The 17928-nt window shown below is 65.4% G+C and carries 16 protein-coding genes and 1 pseudogene; 12 read left to right on the top strand and 5 right to left on the bottom strand.

Annotation, left to right across the window (positions count from 1 at the left end):
• The first annotated feature begins 140 nt into the window (after positions 1–140).
• Positions 141–2642, top strand: a complete 2502-nt coding sequence (cckA, locus tag FQV39_RS29590; protein ID WP_149133553.1) for a cell cycle histidine kinase CckA — start codon at positions 141–143, stop codon at positions 2640–2642.
• Between the two features lie 176 nt (positions 2643–2818).
• Here the strand turns inward: cckA and FQV39_RS29585 are convergent, their stop codons facing one another.
• Positions 2819–4153 carry an MFS transporter gene (locus FQV39_RS29585; RefSeq protein WP_472840617.1) on the bottom strand — a complete coding sequence of 445 codons (1335 nt, stop codon included), beginning with the start codon at positions 4151–4153 and terminating at the stop codon, positions 2819–2821.
• 263 nt (positions 4154–4416) lie between these two features.
• Between FQV39_RS29585 and recA the strand changes: the two genes are divergently transcribed.
• The 3 genes from recA (at position 4417) to FQV39_RS29570 (ending at position 9114) form a co-directional block, all read left to right on the top strand.
• Complete coding sequence (gene recA, locus FQV39_RS29580; RefSeq protein WP_282570134.1) at positions 4417–5502, top strand: recombinase RecA; 1086 nt, start codon at positions 4417–4419, stop codon at positions 5500–5502.
• A 325-nt stretch (positions 5503–5827) separates the two neighbouring features.
• A complete protein-coding gene (gene alaS / locus FQV39_RS29575; RefSeq protein WP_149133551.1) occupies positions 5828–8470 on the top strand; it encodes an alanine--tRNA ligase in 2643 nt (880 codons plus the stop codon).
• On the top strand, positions 8470–9114 hold the full coding sequence (locus tag FQV39_RS29570) for a hypothetical protein (protein ID WP_149133550.1): 645 nt from the start codon (positions 8470–8472) through the stop codon (positions 9112–9114). Before alaS ends, FQV39_RS29570 begins: the two co-directional genes overlap by 1 nt.
• 136 nt (positions 9115–9250) lie before the next feature.
• Here FQV39_RS29570 and FQV39_RS29565 read toward each other — a convergent pair whose 3' ends face one another.
• The gene (locus FQV39_RS29565; RefSeq protein ID WP_149133549.1) at positions 9251–9439 is read right to left on the bottom strand and encodes a hypothetical protein; all 189 of its coding nucleotides are present in this window, start codon (positions 9437–9439) and stop codon (positions 9251–9253) included.
• Positions 9440–9478: 39 nt separating this feature from the next.
• Positions 9479–9592, bottom strand: a pseudogene (locus tag FQV39_RS33935) (cupin domain-containing protein); the annotation flags it as partial.
• A 70-nt stretch (positions 9593–9662) separates the two neighbouring features.
• Here FQV39_RS33935 and FQV39_RS29555 point away from each other — a divergent pair.
• Together FQV39_RS29555 and FQV39_RS29550 are read left to right on the top strand one after the other, a co-directional pair.
• The gene (locus FQV39_RS29555) at positions 9663–10211 is read left to right on the top strand and encodes a GNAT family N-acetyltransferase (protein ID WP_248313181.1); all 549 of its coding nucleotides are present in this window, start codon (positions 9663–9665) and stop codon (positions 10209–10211) included.
• A 436-nt stretch (positions 10212–10647) separates the two neighbouring features.
• The gene (locus tag FQV39_RS29550) at positions 10648–11076 is read left to right on the top strand and encodes a YunG family protein (protein WP_149133548.1); all 429 of its coding nucleotides are present in this window, start codon (positions 10648–10650) and stop codon (positions 11074–11076) included.
• Between the two features lie 128 nt (positions 11077–11204).
• On the opposite strand, the gene FQV39_RS29545 is transcribed toward FQV39_RS29550, so the two are convergent.
• Positions 11205–12419 carry an NADP-dependent isocitrate dehydrogenase gene (locus FQV39_RS29545; RefSeq protein WP_149133547.1) on the bottom strand — a complete coding sequence of 405 codons (1215 nt, stop codon included), beginning with the start codon at positions 12417–12419 and terminating at the stop codon, positions 11205–11207.
• Positions 12420–12634: 215 nt separating this feature from the next.
• On the opposite strand from FQV39_RS29545, the gene FQV39_RS29540 reads away from it, so the two are divergent.
• The 3 genes from FQV39_RS29540 to FQV39_RS29530 all read left to right on the top strand — a co-directional run bounded on the left by FQV39_RS29540 (position 12635) and on the right by FQV39_RS29530 (position 14904).
• Positions 12635–13453 (top strand): hypothetical protein, encoded by an 819-nt coding sequence (locus FQV39_RS29540; RefSeq protein ID WP_149133546.1) that lies wholly within the window; start codon positions 12635–12637, stop codon positions 13451–13453.
• Between the two features lie 78 nt (positions 13454–13531).
• A complete protein-coding gene (locus tag FQV39_RS29535; RefSeq protein WP_149133545.1) occupies positions 13532–14269 on the top strand; it encodes an SDR family NAD(P)-dependent oxidoreductase in 738 nt (245 codons plus the stop codon).
• An 89-nt stretch (positions 14270–14358) separates the two neighbouring features.
• Positions 14359–14904 carry a 2,4'-dihydroxyacetophenone dioxygenase family protein gene (locus tag FQV39_RS29530; RefSeq protein ID WP_248313180.1) on the top strand — a complete coding sequence of 182 codons (546 nt, stop codon included), beginning with the start codon at positions 14359–14361 and terminating at the stop codon, positions 14902–14904.
• A gap of 192 nt (positions 14905–15096) precedes the next feature.
• Here FQV39_RS29530 and FQV39_RS29525 read toward each other — a convergent pair whose 3' ends face one another.
• Complete coding sequence (locus FQV39_RS29525) at positions 15097–15504, bottom strand: flagellar assembly protein FliX (RefSeq protein WP_248313179.1); 408 nt, start codon at positions 15502–15504, stop codon at positions 15097–15099.
• 324 nt (positions 15505–15828) lie between these two features.
• On the opposite strand from FQV39_RS29525, the gene FQV39_RS29520 reads away from it, so the two are divergent.
• From FQV39_RS29520 to FQV39_RS29510, 3 genes are read left to right on the top strand one after another with little or no spacing between them, the layout of a single operon-like run.
• Positions 15829–16962: a flagellar basal body P-ring protein FlgI gene (locus tag FQV39_RS29520; RefSeq protein ID WP_149133544.1), complete on the top strand. Its 1134-nt coding sequence runs from the start codon at positions 15829–15831 to the stop codon at positions 16960–16962.
• Positions 16962–17318: a rod-binding protein gene (locus FQV39_RS29515; RefSeq protein ID WP_149133543.1), complete on the top strand. Its 357-nt coding sequence runs from the start codon at positions 16962–16964 to the stop codon at positions 17316–17318. The genes FQV39_RS29520 and FQV39_RS29515 overlap by 1 nt, the downstream gene beginning before the upstream one ends.
• Entirely contained in the window at positions 17305–17793 is a 489-nt protein-coding gene (locus FQV39_RS29510; RefSeq protein ID WP_149133542.1) for a hypothetical protein, read from the top strand. The genes FQV39_RS29515 and FQV39_RS29510 overlap by 14 nt, the downstream gene beginning before the upstream one ends.
• Positions 17794–17928 lie beyond the last annotated feature (135 nt).

Below are 17928 nucleotides of genomic sequence, written 5' to 3'. Positions count from 1 at the left end.
AATCCATCGTAGGGCGCATCGCTCTATGATGGATTCCGGATCGGCGCCGCCAGCGCGGCTTGTCCGGAATGACGGCATGCTTCAGTAAGAATGCGGCGTGCTCCAGAAGGGCCCGGCAGCAAGGAAACGGACTTCACCGCATGAGCGGCACCACGGCGACCACAATTGATCGCTCCGACAAGCCCGGCCATATCGGCATCATCCTGCTGGTCGCGGGTCTGCTCGTCGGCGCGGCCATCGCACTCGGCTTTCTGGCCAATGAATGGGCGCAGCCGCTGATCCTTGGATTGCTGGCCCTTCTCTCGGTCATCGGTGTCTTCGGCCTCTTCGCCTTCGCCATCGGCCTCGTCCAGTTCTCCGGCCGCGCCGCCCGCAACGACCTGACCAAGACGATCGTCGACAGTGCCGACGAAGGCATCGTCGTGACCGAGGGCGAGAACGAGATCGTCTACGCCAACGAGACCTATCTCGCTCTGGCGGGCGCCACAGGCGCGAACGACCTCAAGCCCGTCGGACGTCTCCTGACCGGCCGCGCCGACGTCTCGGAGGCGATCTACCGGCTCGCCGCCGCCGCCCGCGAGAACCGCCGGCTGGTCGAGGAGGTCCGCCTCGAACCCGCCCTCGGCGGGCGCGGCGAGGTCGGCTGGTACCGCGTGCGCGTCACGCCGGTTCGCCGCGAGACCGGCAACGCCACGCTCTGGTCGGTCACCGACATCACGCCCGAGCGCGAGCGGCAGGAGAACGCCTTCCAGGAGCTCCAGCACGCGATCGACTATCTCGACCATGCGCCGGCCGGCTTCATCTCGATCGACGCCGACGGCGAGGTCTCCTATCTCAACGCCACGCTGTCGAGCTGGCTCGACTTCGACCTCGCCCGCTTCGGCTCAGGCGGCCTGCATCTCGACGACATCTGCACCCCGGCCGCCGCCGCGCTGATCCAGGCCATCCGCGGCCAGCCAGGCGATGTCCGCGTCGAGGTGCTCGACGTCGATCTGAAGCGCCGCAACGGCAACCCGCTGCCGGTGCGGCTGCATCATCAGGTCGCTTTCGGGCAGGACGGCCGCGCCGGCCCTTCCCGCACGCTGGTCCTCAACCGCGCGTCCGGCGAGGCCGGCGCCGATCGCGGCAGCGACGCCGAGGTCCGCTTCGCCCGCTTCTTCCACTCGACGCCGATGGCGATCGCGACCGTGGACAAGAACGGCGCGATCCTGCGCTCCAACGCCGCCTTCGCCCGGCTTGCGCCATCCGGCACGCCGCTCCAGACGATCTACGATCTCGTCGCGCCCAATTCCGGCCTCGAACGCGGCCTTGCCGAGGTCGTGGACGGCAGCGCCGCGGTCAGTCCGCTGGATCTCACCCTCGCCGGCGAGGACGGGCGCTCGGCCAAGCTCTACCTCGCGCCGGTCTCCGCCTCGGAGGATGGCGACGGCGAGCGCGCCATCGTCTACGCACTCGAGACCACGGCCGAGCGCAAGCTGCGCGACAATATGGACCAGGCCGGCAAGATGCAGGCGGTCGGCCAGCTCGCCGGCGGCATCGCACACGACTTCAACAACGTGCTGCAGGTGATCATCAACGCCTCCGAGTTCCTGCTCGCGAGCCATCGGCCGACCGACCCGTCCTTCCCGGACATCATGCAGATCAAGCAGAACGCCTACCGCGCCGCGGCGCTGGTGCGACAGCTGCTCGCCTTCTCGCGCCGCCAGACCCTGCGCCCGCAAGTGCTGGAACTCGGCGAGGTGCTCTCCGACCTCTCGCTGATGCTGAAGCGCGTCGTCGCCGACAAGGTGACGCTGGACGTCCGCCAGGGCCGCGACCTCTGGCCGGTCAAGGCAGATCTCGGCCAGCTCGAGCAGGTCATCGTCAACCTCGCAGTCAACGCCCGCGACGCCATGCCCGATGGCGGCAAGCTGACGGTGCGCACCCGCAACGTCGCGCGCGAGGACTGCGTGAGCTTCAACCACGCCGCCCTGCCAGCCGACGACTATGTGCTGCTCGAAGTCGAGGACAGCGGCACCGGCATTCCGCAGGAGCATCTCGACAAGATCTTCGAGCCCTTCTTCACCACCAAGGAGGTCGGCAAGGGCACCGGTCTCGGCCTCTCGATGGTCTATGGCATCGTCAAGCAGACCGGCGGCTACGTCTTCGTCGATTCCACCATCGGCAAGGGCACGGCCTTCCAGATCTTCCTGCCGCGCCATGTCCCGAGCCAGGAGGAAATCGCTGCCGAGGTCGCGGCCAAGGAGGCGCCGAAGAAGCTCGCCGCCGATCACACCGGCGCCGGCGTCATTCTGCTGGTCGAGGACGAGGACGCGGTGCGCGCGCTGAACGCGCGCATGCTGGTCTCGCGCGGCTATACCGTCCACGAAGCTGCATCCGGCGTCGAGGCGCTCGATCTCTTCCTGAAGAACGACGGCCAGATCGACCTCGTCGTCTCCGACGTCGTCATGCCCGAGATGGATGGTCCGACCCTGCTGGGCGAGCTGCGCAAGCGCAACCCGAACACAAAGGTCGTCTTCGTCTCCGGCTATGCCGAGGAAGCCTTCCGCAAGAACCTGCCGGAGGGCGAGGACTTCCACTTCCTGCCCAAGCCCTTCACGATGAAGCAGCTCGTCGAGACGGTGAAGGCGGCGATGGGGTGAAACTCCCGTCAGTCAGGCGCTTCGCGCAGCGAAGAGCCTGGAACCCATGAAGACGACGGAATTCCAGAGAGCGTCATGCTCGCCCTTGTGGCGAGCATCCACGTCTTGAACACCGCCCTCGATTCACGAGAAGACGTGGATGGTCGGGACAAGCCCGACCATGACGAGGTAGCCGCTCAGCGCGCCGGCACCGCTGCGTCGCCGGGGAGCCGGCGTGAAGCCAGAGCACCCACCCCGATCAGCGCCAGGATCGTCACCACGGCCGAAAGACTGAGATAGTAGCCGACGAAGGGCAGCCCCTTTTCGGTGGCAAGCCAGGTCGCGACATAGGGTGCGAGCGAGGCGCCAACGATGCCACCGAGGTTGAAGGTCAGCGACGCGCCGGTATAGCGCACGGCGGTCGGGAACATCTCGGCCAGCGCCGTCCCCAGCGGCCCGTAGGTGAAGCCCATCAACGACAGCCCGACGATGAAGAAGGCGAGCACGCCGAGCGTGCTGCCCGAGCCGAAGAGCGGCGCCAGGACGAAGCCGAAGACAGCGATGCCCAGCGTCGTCGCCAGCAGGGTCTGGCGGCGGCCGAAGCGATCGGCGAGCACGGCCGAGACCGGGATCGTCAGGCCGAAGAAGACGACGCCCACCATTTGCAGCGGCAGAAACTGGTCGCGCGAGAAGCCGAGCTTGGTCGTGCCCCAGCTCAGCGAGAACACGGTCATCAGGTAGAACAGAACGAAGGTCGCGAGCGCCGCGAAGGTGCCGCAGAGCAGCGCGAGCTTGTGCTCGGCGAAGATGCTGACGAAAGGCACCTGCACCCGCTCGTGCTTTTCCATCGCCTTGCGGAAGGCCGGCGTCTCGCTGATGCGCAGGCGGACATAGAGCCCCATGAAGACCAGCAGCGCGCTGGCGATGAACGGGATGCGCCAGCCGAAGCTGAAGAACTGCTCGTCGGTCAGAGCCGCATCGAGCGCGAGGAAACTGCCCGTCGCGCAGATGAAGCCGACCGGCGCGCCGAGCTGCGGGAACATGCCGTACCAGGCGGATTTGCCGGGAGGGGCGTTCTCGGTCGCAAGCAGCACCGCCCCGCCCCACTCGCCGCCGAGGCCAAGCCCTTGCCCGAGCCGGCACAGCGCCAGCAGCAGCGGCGCGAGCACGCCGACGGCCGCGTAGGTCGGCAGCAGGCCGATGGCGACGGTGGAGAGCCCCATCGTCATCAAAGCCGCAACGAGCGTCGCCTTGCGGCCGATACGATCGCCGAAATGGCCGAAGATGGCGGCGCCGATCGGTCGCGCGAAGAAGGCGATAGCAAAGGTCGCGAAGGACTGAAGCATCGCGGAAGTCGGATCCCCGCCCGGGAAGAACAGCTTCGGGAACACAATCACTGCAGCCGTCGCGTAGATGTAGAAGTCGAAGAACTCGATCGTCGTGCCGATCAGGCTGGCCAGCAGGACGCGCCGCGGCGAGTTCAGGGCATTCGTTGCGGGGGCAGAGGACACGTTGGCAACTTTCGAAAACAAAGAAGATGCCGGGCGCAATATCAGGAAAAGGCAGAAGGTGGCATAGGCAACTCAATGGCGAGCCATGCGCCATGCGCATGATAAAGCGAGGATGAATCCTGAATCAGCGCCAACAAGCATGGCGGGTGTCGAACAAAGAGCCTCCTGACAGAAACTGACATCGAGAACAAAAAAAGAACTTGCCGATAGGAACAAAGAGTGATCATTCTCCTGTCAAGACTGATTGAGATGTCTCCGTAGCCCTGCCATAAGGAGCCCGAACCGTGAATCAGGCAAACCTCAGACTCGTGGAAGGCTCCTCGATGGATAAGGCCAAGGCGCTCGATGCAGCGCTCTCCCAGATCGAACGCGCCTTCGGCAAGGGCTCGATCATGCGGCTCGGCAAGAACCCGCAGTCGATCGAGATCGAGACGATCTCGACCGGTTCGCTCGGGCTCGATGTCGCGCTCGGTGTCGGCGGCCTGCCCAAGGGGCGTATCATCGAAATCTACGGACCGGAATCCTCGGGCAAGACCACGCTCGCGCTCCACACCATCGCCGAGGCGCAGAAGAAGGGCGGCGTCTGCGCCTTCGTCGATGCCGAGCACGCGCTCGACCCGGTCTATGCCCGCAAGCTCGGCGTCAATCTCGACGACCTCCTGATCTCGCAACCCGATACCGGCGAGCAGGCGCTCGAGATCACCGATACCCTGGTCCGCTCCGGCGCGATCGACGTGCTCGTGATCGACTCCGTCGCAGCCCTCACCCCGCGCGCCGAGATCGAGGGCGAGATGGGCGAGGTCCAGCCCGGCCTGCAGGCCCGCCTGATGAGCCAGGCGCTGCGCAAGCTCACCGCTTCGATCTCGCGCTCGAACTGCATGGTGATCTTCATCAACCAGATCCGCATGAAGATCGGCGTGATGTACGGCTCGCCTGAGACCACCACCGGCGGCAACGCGCTGAAGTTCTATGCCTCGGTCCGCCTCGACATCCGCCGCGTCTCGACGCTGAAGGAACGCGACGAGGCGACCGGCAACCAGGTCCGCGTCAAAGTGGTGAAGAACAAGGTCGCGCCGCCCTTCAAGCAGGTCGAGTTCGACATCATGTTCGGCGAGGGCATCTCGAAGGTCGGCGAGTTGATCGACCTCGGCGTCAAGGCCGGCATGGTCGAGAAGTCGGGCGCCTGGTTCTCCTTCGACAGTCAGCGCCTCGGCCAGGGTCGTGAGAACGCCAAGACCTTCCTCAAGGCCAACCCGGACCTGGCCGCCAAGATCGAGGCCACGATCCGCCAGAACTCCGGCCTGGTCGCCGACCGCATCCTCGATGAAGCCTCCCCGACCGATGACGATCTCAACGAGGGCGAGGCCTGAGAGGCCACGAATACGGCCGTCATTCCGGACAAACCGCGAAAGCGGCGCCGATCCGGAATCCATCAAAGGGCGAGGCGCTCTACGATGGATTCCGGGTCAAGCCCGGAATGACGACAGTTCTATCCGGAGATGACGTGTCCAGCGGCTCGCGCCCTCCTCATCGCCCAAGCGGGCGGCCTTCGGGCCGCCCTTTTCGTTTGAGACTAAGACCTTGCCGGGTGTGCGCTGCATCAAGCTTTCTGGACAGCGGCGAGCCGCCTGACTAGAACCGGACCTTCCTGCCGGGCCTGCCCGGCTCCTGCCCAAGATCAGAGCGCAAAAAGCGATGAGTGGCGTCAACGATATCCGGTCGACCTTCCTCGACTACTTCAAGTCCAACGGCCATGAAGTCGTGCCGTCGAGCCCGCTCGTGCCGCGCAACGACCCGACGCTGATGTTCGCCAATTCGGGCATGGTGCAGTTCAAGAACGTCTTCACGGGCCAAGAGAAGCGTCCCTATTCGCGCGCCACCACCTCCCAGAAATGCGTGCGCGCCGGCGGCAAGCACAACGACCTCGACAATGTCGGCTACACCGCGCGCCACCACACCTTCTTCGAGATGCTGGGGAACTTCTCCTTCGGCGACTATTTCAAGGAGCAGGCGATCCATCACGCCTGGACGCTGGTCACCCGCGAATTCGGCCTGCCCAAGGACAAGCTCCTCGTCACCGTCTATTCCGAGGACGACGAGGCGCATGGCCTGTGGAAGAAGATCGCCGGGCTAACCGACGACAAGATCATCCGCATCCCGACCTCCGCCAATTTCTGGCGCATGGGCGACACCGGCCCCTGCGGCCCCTGCTCCGAGATCTTCTTCGATCACGGCGACCATATCTGGGGCGGCCCGCCCGGCTCGCCCGAAGAGGATGGCGACCGCTTCATCGAGATCTGGAACCTCGTGTTCATGCAGTATGAAGAGGCTGCGGGTGGCGTAAGGACCAACCTGCCTCGCCCCTCGATCGACACCGGCATGGGGCTGGAGCGCATCGCCGCCGTGCTCCAGGGCACGCATGACAACTACAACATCGACCTGTTCCGCGCCCTGATCAGCGCCATCGCCGACCTGACCTCAGTCGATCCGGACGGACCGATGAAGGCGAGCCACCGCGTCATCGCCGACCATCTGCGCTGCTCCGCTTTCCTGATCGCCGACGGCGTGCTGCCCTCCAACGAGGGCCGCGGCTATGTGCTGCGCCGGATCATGCGCCGCGGCATGCGCCATGCGCAGCTCCTCGGCGCCAAGGAGCCGCTGCTCTACAAGCTCGTGCCCGCCCTGACCCGCGAGATGGGCCGCGCCTATCCCGAGCTGCTGCGCGCCGAGGCGCTGATCACCGAGACGCTGAAGCTGGAGGAGACCCGCTTCCGCACCACGCTGGCGCGCGGCCTCAACCTGCTCGACGACGCCTCGAAGGATCTGACCGCCGGCCAGAGCCTCAAGGGCGATGTCGCCTTCACCCTCTACGACACCTACGGCTTCCCGCTCGACCTGACGCAGGATGCGCTGCGCGCCCGCGAGATCACGGTCGATGTCGAGGGCTTCGACGCCGCCATGCAGCAGCAGAAGGCCAAGGCGCGCGCCGCCTGGGCCGGCTCCGGCGAGGCTGCGACCGAGACGCTCTGGTTCCCCCTGCGCGACAAGCTCGGCGCCACCGAATTCCTCGGCTACGACACAGAGACGGCCGAGGGCGTGGTCACCGCGCTGATCCGCGACAATGCCGAGGTTCCCTCGCTGAAGGCCGGCGAGAGCGGCTTCATGCTGGTCAACCAGACGCCGTTCTATGGCGAGTCCGGCGGACAGGTCGGCGATGCCGGCCTGGTCAAGGCGCCGGACACGGTGGTCGAGGTCAGCGACGTCCAGAAGAAGCTCGGCGACGTCTTCGCCCATAGTGTCACCGTCAAGGAAGGCGAGCTCAAGCTCGGCGCCGCCGTCGAGCTGATCGTCGACCATGAGCGCCGCGCCGCGATCCGCGCCAACCACTCGGCGACGCACCTGCTGCATGAGGCGCTGCGCCTCGTCCTCGGCGACCATGTCGCGCAGAAGGGCTCGCTGGTCTCGCCCGACCGGCTGCGCTTCGACTTCTCGCATCCCAAGCCGATCAGCGAGGAGGAGCTGCGCGAGGTCGAGGAGATCGCCAACGCGATCGTGCTGAAGAACGAACCGGTCACGACGCACCTGATGAGCGTCGACGAGGCCATCGCCTCGGGCGCCCGCGCCCTCTTCGGCGAGAAGTATGGCGACGAGGTCCGCGTCGTCTCGATGGGCACCAACCCGGCCGGCAAGGCCTATTCAGTCGAGCTCTGCGGCGGCACCCATGCCAGCCGCACCGGCGATATCGGCCTCGTCAGCGTCATCGGCGAAGGCGCGGTCGCCGCGGGCGTCCGCCGCCTGGAGGCCATGACCGGCAATGGCGCTCGCCTGCGCCTCAACGAGGAATCGCGCCTGCTCGAAGGGCTCGCGAGCCTGCTCAAGGTGCCGGCGGCCGAGGCCGGAAACCGCCTCGCCGCGCTGATCGAGGAGCGCCGCAAGCTCGACCGCGAGCTCTCCGAGGCCCGCAAGAAGCTCGCCATGGGCGGCGGCGGCGCGGCCGAGGATCCGGTGCGCGAGATCGCCGGCGCCAAGCTCCTGGCACGCGCCGTCACCGGCATCGAGATGAAGGATCTGAAGAGCCTCGCCGACGAGGCCAAGGCGCGCGTCGGCTCCGGCGTCGTCGCCATCGTCGGCGTCGCCGATGATGGCAAGGCCGGCGTCGTCGTCGGCGTCACCCCCGACCTGACCGAGCGCTTCGACGCGGTCGCGCTGGTGCGCGCGGCTTCCGAACAGCTCGGCGGCAAGGGCGGCGGCGGCCGGCGCGACATGGCGCAGGCAGGTGGCCCAGACGGCAGCAAGGCGCAGGCCGCGCTCGATGCCGTCGCGGCCGCGATGGGCTGATGACGATCGGCGGGACAGGCCAGGCGCTCTCCCGCCGCACTTTGCTGCTGGCTGCTGGCCTTTGGCCGGCAGCCGCCTTCGCGCAGAAGAAGAAGCCGGCGCCCGTGACCGAGCCCGCCATGTCGGCGGCCCGGACCATCGTGGCCGGCGCGCCGCTCAGCGTCTTCCTCAGCCGCCCACCGCAGGGTGCACGACTCGCCATTGCCCGCCCCGACGATCCCGCCAGCAGCGCGATCATCGTCGTCGAGCCGCGCAATTCGGTCCCTGCCCTGCCGACTCCCGGTCTGGCCGGAACCTATGAGCTGCGCCTGGCCGTCGAGAAGGACGGGTCGCCGGTTATCCTGTTGCGCCAGGCGCTCGTCACCACCGAACCAAGCGCGACGCTCGCCGCGCCGGCCCGCGTCGGCCGCGGCCAGGCGCTACCGGTCCGCGGCATCGGGCCGAACGGCGAACAGGATCGTGTCGTGCTGGTCCCTGCCGACGCCCCTGTCGAGGCGGAAGGCCCCCGCTTCTTTCCGGCGGAGAATGTCGAAGCCGTGCTGGAAGCACCGGATCAATCCGGCCCCTACGAGCTCCGCTATGTCATGAACGCGCCCGTGAGCGGGCTGCGCATCCTCGCCCGCCATCCCGTCGCCGTGGAGTGATCTGGACGATCGCCGCGCGTCCGACGCGGTAACGGCGATCTATGCTTTTGTTATCGCATCGGATTTCTCCGAAAAGTGGATTCCACTTTTCGGTCCGATGCTTTGGCCCGCGAGAGGGAACCGTGCGGCGAGCGTTTCAGCCCATCGCTTCGCGCTTCTTGAGCAGTTCGTTGAGCAGGTCCTGCTGCTCATTGAGCCGCGCCGCCAGGCGCTCCTCGGCGGCGGCGCCGGAAACGCCCGTCGCCTGCTCCATCAGCTCGGCGATGTTCCTCCGAGCAATGGCAATCCGCTGGTCAAGCTCCATCTGCGAAGCGTTCTCAAGCATCCCGGCTCTCCGTATCGGCCAGTCTTCTTAGAGCGATAGTCAGCGCCCCTCGCCTGCGGAATAAGGCGTGCCATTCTTGTGCACGAAGCGCCCATCCGCATTGATGCTCATCATATCGATATCGGAGCAAGTGGTCACGTCGTTCGGCCAGCGGAACAGTCAGACGACGCCCCATTGCGGGCGATGTGCATCGTCGACGAGACTTGTCATCCGACTGGAGGCGATGATGCTGCCAACTTTTGAGACGGAACGATTGTCGATCCGGCCACGCACGATGGCGGATTTTGATGCTTGCTTGGCCATGGACCGCGACCCGGAGGTCATAAAGCACATTACCGGGCCATGGGACGATCCAGAAGCCCACAAACTCTTCCTTAGAGATCGCATACAGAGAAACTTCGGGGAGGGATTTGGGTACTGGTCGATCTTCAACAACGCAAGGACGGATCAATTCCTTGGATGGGTACTTCTAATTCCTTACGACGGCGTAGGGCCAAAAATAGAGATAGGCTGGCGTCTAAATAGGCTGTCTTGGGGCAAAGGGTACGCAACCGAAGCAGCATTACCTTTTGTACGGTACTCATTTCATAATCTAAATCTGCCCGAAATTGTTACCGATATCAATCCGGACAATCTCGGATCTATACGGGTCGCAGAGAAAATTGGCATGAAACTTGAACTTGTCGGAAACATCGAACATAGCAGCAAGCTGTTGAAATCATATTTGCTCACAAAGGCGGATTATGGCGGACACCAACGCGAAGCGGACTAGAGCCTGCTGATTTTACGCAGAACCACGCCGTCATCCCGGGCTTGACCCGGGATCCATGCCGGAGCGCTTCCGATCGAGGTTCAGGCATGGATCCCGGCTCTCCGCGGAGTTTATCCTTGGGCCGACCGAAGATCGGACCCGGGGGGCTCCAGCCGGGATGACCCGCGCTTCCATGAAAACACAGCAGGCTCTCATTAGCATCCATTCGGAGGTCCGCCGCGGGGCGGAGCGATGTCCCTTCAGGGGCCGGAGGGCGGTGAGATCGAGGCAGGTTGGAAGGACCGGTGGTCATTTCGCGAAAATGCGTGATCCACCACGCGTCGGACCCAACCATGAAGCGGCCAACGCGCCGACCTCGGAGAGAAGCCAGAGACCTGGCGGGACAAGAAGCTCACGACCTGTTGCGGCCTCGACAAAATCGCGCGAGCTTTCACCTATGGACAAGCCGCGTGCCCGGCCTGGGGAAGCACTCCCGACGCCTGACCTCTCTGCTCTAGCGGCGGCACTTGAGGCCTCATGGGATCATTTGACAGCGTATCGGGGCATCGTCCGTCTCGGCAATCCAGCATTCGGTCAATGCTACCCCACCTCGCGCGTCGTGCAGTTTTTCTACCCGGATTTTGATATTGCCCGCGGAGAGGTTTGGACCGGATCCAGCGAGCGCCACTTCTGGAATACGCGCGGTGCGGGCGAGAGCGCCGCGCGCATCGATCTCAGCTGGAAGCAGTTTCCGCCTGGGTCCATCGTTCAACGCTTTGAAGTCCTCGACCGCAACGCATTGGGCGACCGGGAAGAAGCAAAAGAGCGCTGCAAGCTGTTGTTAGCACGCGTTCGGGCGCATCTTGCCAAGGCAAGACGGGATTGACGCACCGGACACAAGGCGAGCACGCCCCATTTGCGAAATTGGTTGTTTCGCGTGCCTTGACTCCTACCACCCAATAGAAAAGCCCGGCCTTTCGGCCGGGCTTTCATAGCGTTCGCGAGGAGCCAGCCTCAGGCCGCCATCGCCTTCTTCATGTTCTCGCTGACCTTCTCGAGGAAGCCGGTGGTCGAGAGCCACTTCTGATCGGCGCCGACGAGCAGCGCCAGATCCTTGGTCATGTCGCCGGCCTCGACCGTGTCGACCGTGACCTTCTCGAGCAGAGAGGCGAACTTGGCGAGCTCGGCATTGTTGTCGAGCTTGGCGCGGTGGCTAAGACCACGCGTCCAGGCGAAGATCGAGGCGATCGAGTTGGTCGAGGTCTCGCGGCCCTTCTGGTGCTCGCGGTAATGGCGGGTGACGGTGCCGTGCGCGGCCTCGGCCTCGACGGTCTTGCCGTCCGGCGTCATCAGCACGGAGGTCATCAGGCCGAGCGAGCCGAAGCCCTGCGCCACGGTGTCGGACTGCACGTCGCCGTCGTAGTTCTTGCAGGCCCAGACATAGCCGCCCGACCACTTCATCGCCGAGGCGACCATGTCGTCGATCAGGCGGTGCTCGTAGGTGATGCCCAGCTTGTCGAATTCCGCCTTGAACTCGGCCTCGTAGATCTCCTGGAAGATGTCCTTGAAGCGGCCGTCATAGGTCTTGAGGATGGTGTTCTTGGTCGAGAGATAGACCGGGTACTTGCGCATCAGGCCGTAGTTCAGCGAGGCGCGGGCGAAGTCCTTGATCGACTCGTCGAGGTTGTACATCGCCATGGCGACGCCGGCTTCGGGAGCCTTGAAGACCTCCTTCTCGATGACGTTGCCGTCCTCGCCGACGAACTTGATCGAGAGCGTGCCCTTGCCCGGGAACTTGAAATCGGTCGCGCGGTACTGGTCGCCGAAGGCATGGCGGCCGATGACGATCGGCTGCGTCCAGCCCGGCACCAGGCGCGGCACGTTTTTGCAGATGATCGGCTCGCGGAAGATCACGCCGCCGAGGATGTTGCGGATCGTGCCGTTCGGCGACTTCCACATCTCCTTGAGGTTGAACTCCTTCACGCGCGCCTCGTCCGGCGTGATCGTCGCGCACTTCACGGCGACGCCATGCTTCTTGGTGGCGTTGGCAGCGTCGATCGTGACCTGGTCATTGGTCGCGTCGCGGTTCTCGACCGAGAGGTCGTAATAGTCGAGCTCGAGGTCCAGATACGGGAAGATCAGCGTGTCCTTGATCTTCTGCCAGATGATCCGGGTCATCTCGTCGCCGTCCATGTCGACGATCGGGTTGGCGACCTTGATCTTGCTCATGCGATGACCCCTGTGCTCTCCAGATAGAACGATCCGAAACTGCGGCTCTCGGCCACCGTCCGCGGCTGGGTCGCTTCCTAGCGGGTTAAAGGCGGCGGGGGAAGCGCAGCTTTCGGGCAATCTGTCGCCATGCCGATCATGTTGCACCGCCGCAAAATCGGCACCTTCCCGGTCTAGCCTGACCTGCCGCTCGTCATAGCGACAGGACGAACGACGTGTTCCGTTTCATTTTCACCAATCGCGCCGCCACGGCACCGGCGGTGCTCCTTCTCGCCGCATCCCTTTCTCCCGCTTCCGTCGCGGCTCAGGAGGTGATGCCGGAGGCTGCCATCCAGCTGCCCATCCCGCGCGCGGCCCTGCAGGATCCCGATGCTGCGGAGATGGAGGCCCTCCTGCCGACCGGCGAGACTGCCGACGCGGTCGTGTTCAATCCCACGCTCGCGGCGATCGGCCGCGCCAATGCCTCATCAGGCGCCCATCTGCGCGCCCGAGCGCCGATCCCCGTAGACATCATCCGCAACGGCTTCGCCGCGCGCCAGAACATCATGAGTCCGGAGCAGGACCGCTCGGTCGGCTTCAAGCTCGGCAAGGATGTCTTCTCGCTCTCGACCACCCTCTCCGACCCGGCAAGCGCCGGCGCGACGCGTGATGCGCGGCTGAACTGGCGGCTGGCCCAGCCGGTATCCGCCGGAACGGGCTTCATCTGGGGCCTCGCCACTGGTGGCGGCAGCTCGCTCTACGGCAACCCCGAACAGATGGGCGAGGCACTCATCGGCTATCGCCAGGAACTGCTGCCGCATCTGACATTGACGTCCCAGCTCGCCATGGCCGGCAACTACGTCTTTGCGCCGGGTGATGGCCTTCATACCGCTCTGACTCCGGAGATGAAGCTCTCGGTCGATCTCGCCAAGCTCGCGGACCTGCCCTGGCAGACCTCCTTCGATGTGACGCTGGCGCGCAAGCTTCCGCTTGTCGCCTCTGACTACGAGACGCGCGGCCGAGCCATGCTTTCTCTCAAATACCAGTTGCAGTAGCTGACCTGACCGCCACTGCATGGCGGCCTGCACCGGGCCACCTTTCCCGGTGCCGAAGGCCGCATTAGCCTTCGGCTCATGACACAATCGACTTCGACCAAATTCGCTCTCGTCACCGGCGGCACGCGCGGCATTGGCGCAGGCGCCGCCCTCGCTTTGGCTCAGGCCGGCTACGAGGTTCTCGCCACCGGCCTGACCGAAGAGGAAGTAGCGGCAGCTCCGGCCCATCCCACCATCCGCCATGCCCGGCTCGACGTGACCAGCGATGCTCAGGTCGCTGCTATCGTCGCGACCTGCCCGCGCCTCGACGCGCTGGTGAACTGCGCCGGCATGATCCAGCGCGGCGGCAAGGAATTCGAGATCGAGGCCTTCCGCCTGACGATCGAGGTCAACCTCAGCGGCACGATGCGGATGTGCCTCGCCGCCAAGGACAAGCTCGCCGCCAAGGCCGCGGACAAGACCGGCGGCGCCATCGTCAACATCGCCTCGATGCTGACCTTCCATGGCTCGCCCTTCGCGCCGGGCTACGCGGCCTCCAAGGGCGGCATCGGCCAGCTCACCAAGTCACTCGCCGCCGCCTGGGCGCCGGAAGGCATTCGCGTCAACGCGGTGGCGCCGGGCTGGATCGAGACCGAATTGACCCGGCCGCTGGTCGAGGACGCCGAGCGTTCCGCCCCTATCCTCGCGCGGACGCCAATGGGGCGCTGGGGCAAGCCGGGCGATGTCGGCGGCGCCATCGCTTTCCTGCTGTCCGATGCGGCGCAGTTCGTCACCGGCGCCATCCTGCCGGTCGATGGCGGTTATCTCGCGGTTTAGAAAAGCGATTTCGCCTCAATCGCTTGGGCGGAAACATTGAATCAAATTGAGCACCACTTGAATCAGAAGATCAGCACGGGAGAGACGCCATGAATACGACGAGCCCGATGCCCGTCGCGGCCACGCAGGAGGAGCGCTGGACGCCCTATCGCCACCCACAGCCGAAGGAATCGCCGCCGGAACTGATCGTCCCGAACGTCATCCCGACCGACGAGCGCGTCTGGGTGCCGGTGGACGACAATGTCTGGTTCCGCCCCCTGCTCTTCTGCGTTTCGCGCGGCTACTGGATGAACCTGCTGAAAGTCCGCCGCGCCGGCGTGCTCTCGCGCCACCGCCACCCGCTGCCGGTCCATGGCTATGTGCTGAAAGGCAAGTGGCGCTATCTGGAGCATGACTGGGTCGCGACCGAAGGCGCCTATGTCTATGAGGCGCCGGGCGAGACGCATACGCTGGTGGTCGATCCCGATGTCGAGGAGATGATCACCATGTTCCAGGTGAACGGCGCGATGATCTATGTCGATCCGGACGGCAACTGCCTGGGCTATGACGACGTCTTCACCCGCCTCGACAAATGCCGCACGCATTACGCGCAGAATGGGCTCGGCGCGGAGTATGTCGACCAGTTCATTCGCTGAATGGACGAACAGGCGCAACCGTCATTCCGGGGCTTCGCGCAGCGAAGAGCCCGGAACCCAGAACCGATGCCACGGCCAGGGAGGCATGTCGGCTCGGCAGCCTGATCGGAAACCGCCTCGGTTCTGGGTTCCGGGCTCAGGCCTTCGGCCTGCCCCGGAATGACGGCGCGGCTCGGCCGCGAACCTCCGAGCTCAGCGCCCGAGCTTCGCCAGCTCGACGGCAGCGCGCAGCTCGATATGGGCCAGCACCTCGTCGAGGCGTGGGTCATCGGTCGTCTCGCGCCTGAGCGCCAGCGTCGTGCGCAGCCTCTCCAGCTCGGAAGGCAGCACCCGGCCGGCAAGAAGCGCCGCCTTCAGCCGGTCGAGCCCGTCGAGCAGGTCATGCCCGCGCCGGGCTTGCCGGCGCTTGCGATCCTGGGTGTCCTCCTGCGCCTGGACGGCCAGCAACGTATCGAGCGGCCCCGTCGCGCCGACACCGCCGCTGCGGCTCGCTGTGGCGGAATCCTGTGTCGGAAGCGTGAAGGAAGCGCCGCTCGAGCGCCTCGCGGAACTGGCCGGGCCGGCATTCGAGACGGGCGCGCGCTGGTCGATCCTGATCATCGGCGGCCTCGCTAGCATCGGGCCGAAAAGTGGAAGCCACGTTTCGAGCGAATCCGATGCAATAAACGGATGGATCGGCACCACGCGCCCGATCAGGGCACGCGGCGATCCAGAGTGTTCCCAACCTCGCCCCGCATGGTTAACAGCCGGTAAATTGCCCGGCAGAAACTGCCGCCTCGGCAGGAAGCGCAGCGTCTACGGGCCGTGACCTAGGATGGCGCACAACTCCAAACGACTGACAAACAAGGCTTTTCAATTTTGATCTGTCTGGCACGCCGCTCGCAAGGGTCGGTGGACTTAAGAACTGTCCCCTGGTGCCGCAGCATGTTCCGCAACTCCGCCCTGACGACTCTGCTGAAGCCGCTGGCCGCGCTGCTGGCCGTGGTGATCGGCCTGTCGTCGCAGCCGGTGTTCGCGCTCTCGCGCATCAAGGATCTCGCCTCGGTCGAGGGTGTGCGCAGCAACCAGCTGCTCGGCTACGGCATTGTCGTCGGCCTCAACGGCACGGGCGACACGCTCAACAACACGCCCTTCACCAAGCAGTCGCTGCAGGCGATGCTGGAGCGTCTCGGCGTCAACACGCGCGGCGCCAACATGCGCACGGCCAATGTCGCGGCAGTGATGGTCACCGCCAGCCTGCCGCCCTTCTCCCCCCAGGGCACGCGCATCGACGTCACCGTCTCGGCGATGGGCGATTCGAAGTCGCTGCAAGGCGGCACGCTGCTGGCCACCCCGCTGCTCGGCGCCGATGGCGAGGTCTACGCCGTCTCGCAGGGACCGGTCGCGATCTCCGGCTTCTCGGCCGAGGGCGAGGCCAGCAAGATCACCCGCGGCGTCCCGACCGTCGGGCGCATCGCCAATGGCGGCGTGGTCGAGCGCGAGATCGACTTTGCGTTGAACAAGCTCTCGACGCTGCGCCTCTCGCTTCGCAATCCCGACCTGACCACGGCGCGCCGCGTCGCCGCCGCGATCAACGATTTCATCGGCGGCGATTCCGCCGAGCCGACCGACCCCACGACAGTGGTCCTCCAGATCCCGCCCCGCTTCAAGGGCAACATGATCAAGCTGCTCACCGATATCGAGCAGCTGCGCGTCGAGCCGGACCAGTTCGCCCGCGTCGTCATCGACGAGCGCTCCGGCATCATCGTCATGGGCAAGGACGTGCGCGTTTCCACGGTCGCCGTGGCGCAGGGCAACCTCACCGTCACGATCAGCGAGCAGCCGCAGGTCAGCCAGCCCAACGAATTCGCGCGCGGCCGGACGGTCGTGACGCCGCAGACCAGCATCAAGGTCGACACGGGCAGCGGCAACAAGCTCGCTCTCGTCAAGGAAAGCGTGACCCTGGCCGAGCTCGTCGACGGGCTCAACGCGCTGGGCATCGGCCCGCGTGACCTGATCTCCATTCTCCAGGCCATCAAGTCGGCAGGCGCCCTGCAGGCCGAAATCGAGGTGATGTGATGACCGCCGCTCTCGCCCTCCCCGCTGCCAATCTCGCCCTCGGCATCGCCGGAAAAGTCGTCAACGGCATTGCCGACGCGCTCGATCCGGCCAAGGCCAAGCTGAAGAAGCAGGCCGACGATTTCGAGACGATGTTTCTCGAGCAGATGACCGACCGCCTGACGGCGAGCGAAGGCTCCGAAGGCCCACTCGGCGAGAACGGCACCGGCGGCGGCATCTGGCGCTCGCAGCTCAGCCAGCAATACGCCAAGCAGATCCAGAAGGCCGGCGGCGTCGGCCTGTCCGATCAGATCCTGCGCGATCTGATCAGCCTTCAGGAGCAGGCCGCGTCCGGAGCGAAGAATGTCGGCGGCTAATCTGATCCTGGATGAGCGGCCGCGCATCGCCGATGCGCTGAGTGCGCGTGCGCTGATCGAGGCCGTGCTGGAGGCGCTCGGAGCGCTGTCGCATCTCGTTGGCGAGGAAACCGAGCTCGTCCGTGCCGGCCGCCTGCCGGAGGCGATGAGCCGCGAGCCGCGCAAGACCGAGCTTGCCGGCATCTATATGCGCGGCGTCGAACAGGTGAAGCTCAATGCCGTAGCGCTCGCCCGCTTCGTGCCCGATCAGGTCAAGCGCCTGAAGGACGCTCACCTCGCCTTCCAGAACCTGATCGAGACCAACCAGATCGTGCTGGCCACTGCCCGTGCCGTCTCGGAATCCGTCATCCGCGACCTGGCCGCCGACGCCAACAGGCCGATGCGCGCGAATGGCTACGGCCCCGCAGCCTCGGTCGGGGCCGGCGCCTTCGCCCGTCCGAACTCCGGCCCGCTCGTCGTCTCGCGGCGCCTGTAAGAGACTGCCCGATCCCGGCAGTCGCTCGACCTGCGTATCCGGCCCGGCTGCGCCGGAAACCCTCAATATTTACCTAATTCCCTAACGGCGGATTCAATCTTTTCTGTCATGATTGGCATTGTCGGGCAGGTGTGT

The sequence above is a fragment of the Bosea sp. F3-2 genome (genome assembly GCF_008253865.1).
GTDB lineage: Bacteria > Pseudomonadota > Alphaproteobacteria > Rhizobiales > Beijerinckiaceae > Allobosea.
This window is presented reverse-complemented; position numbering and strand designations above follow the sequence as displayed.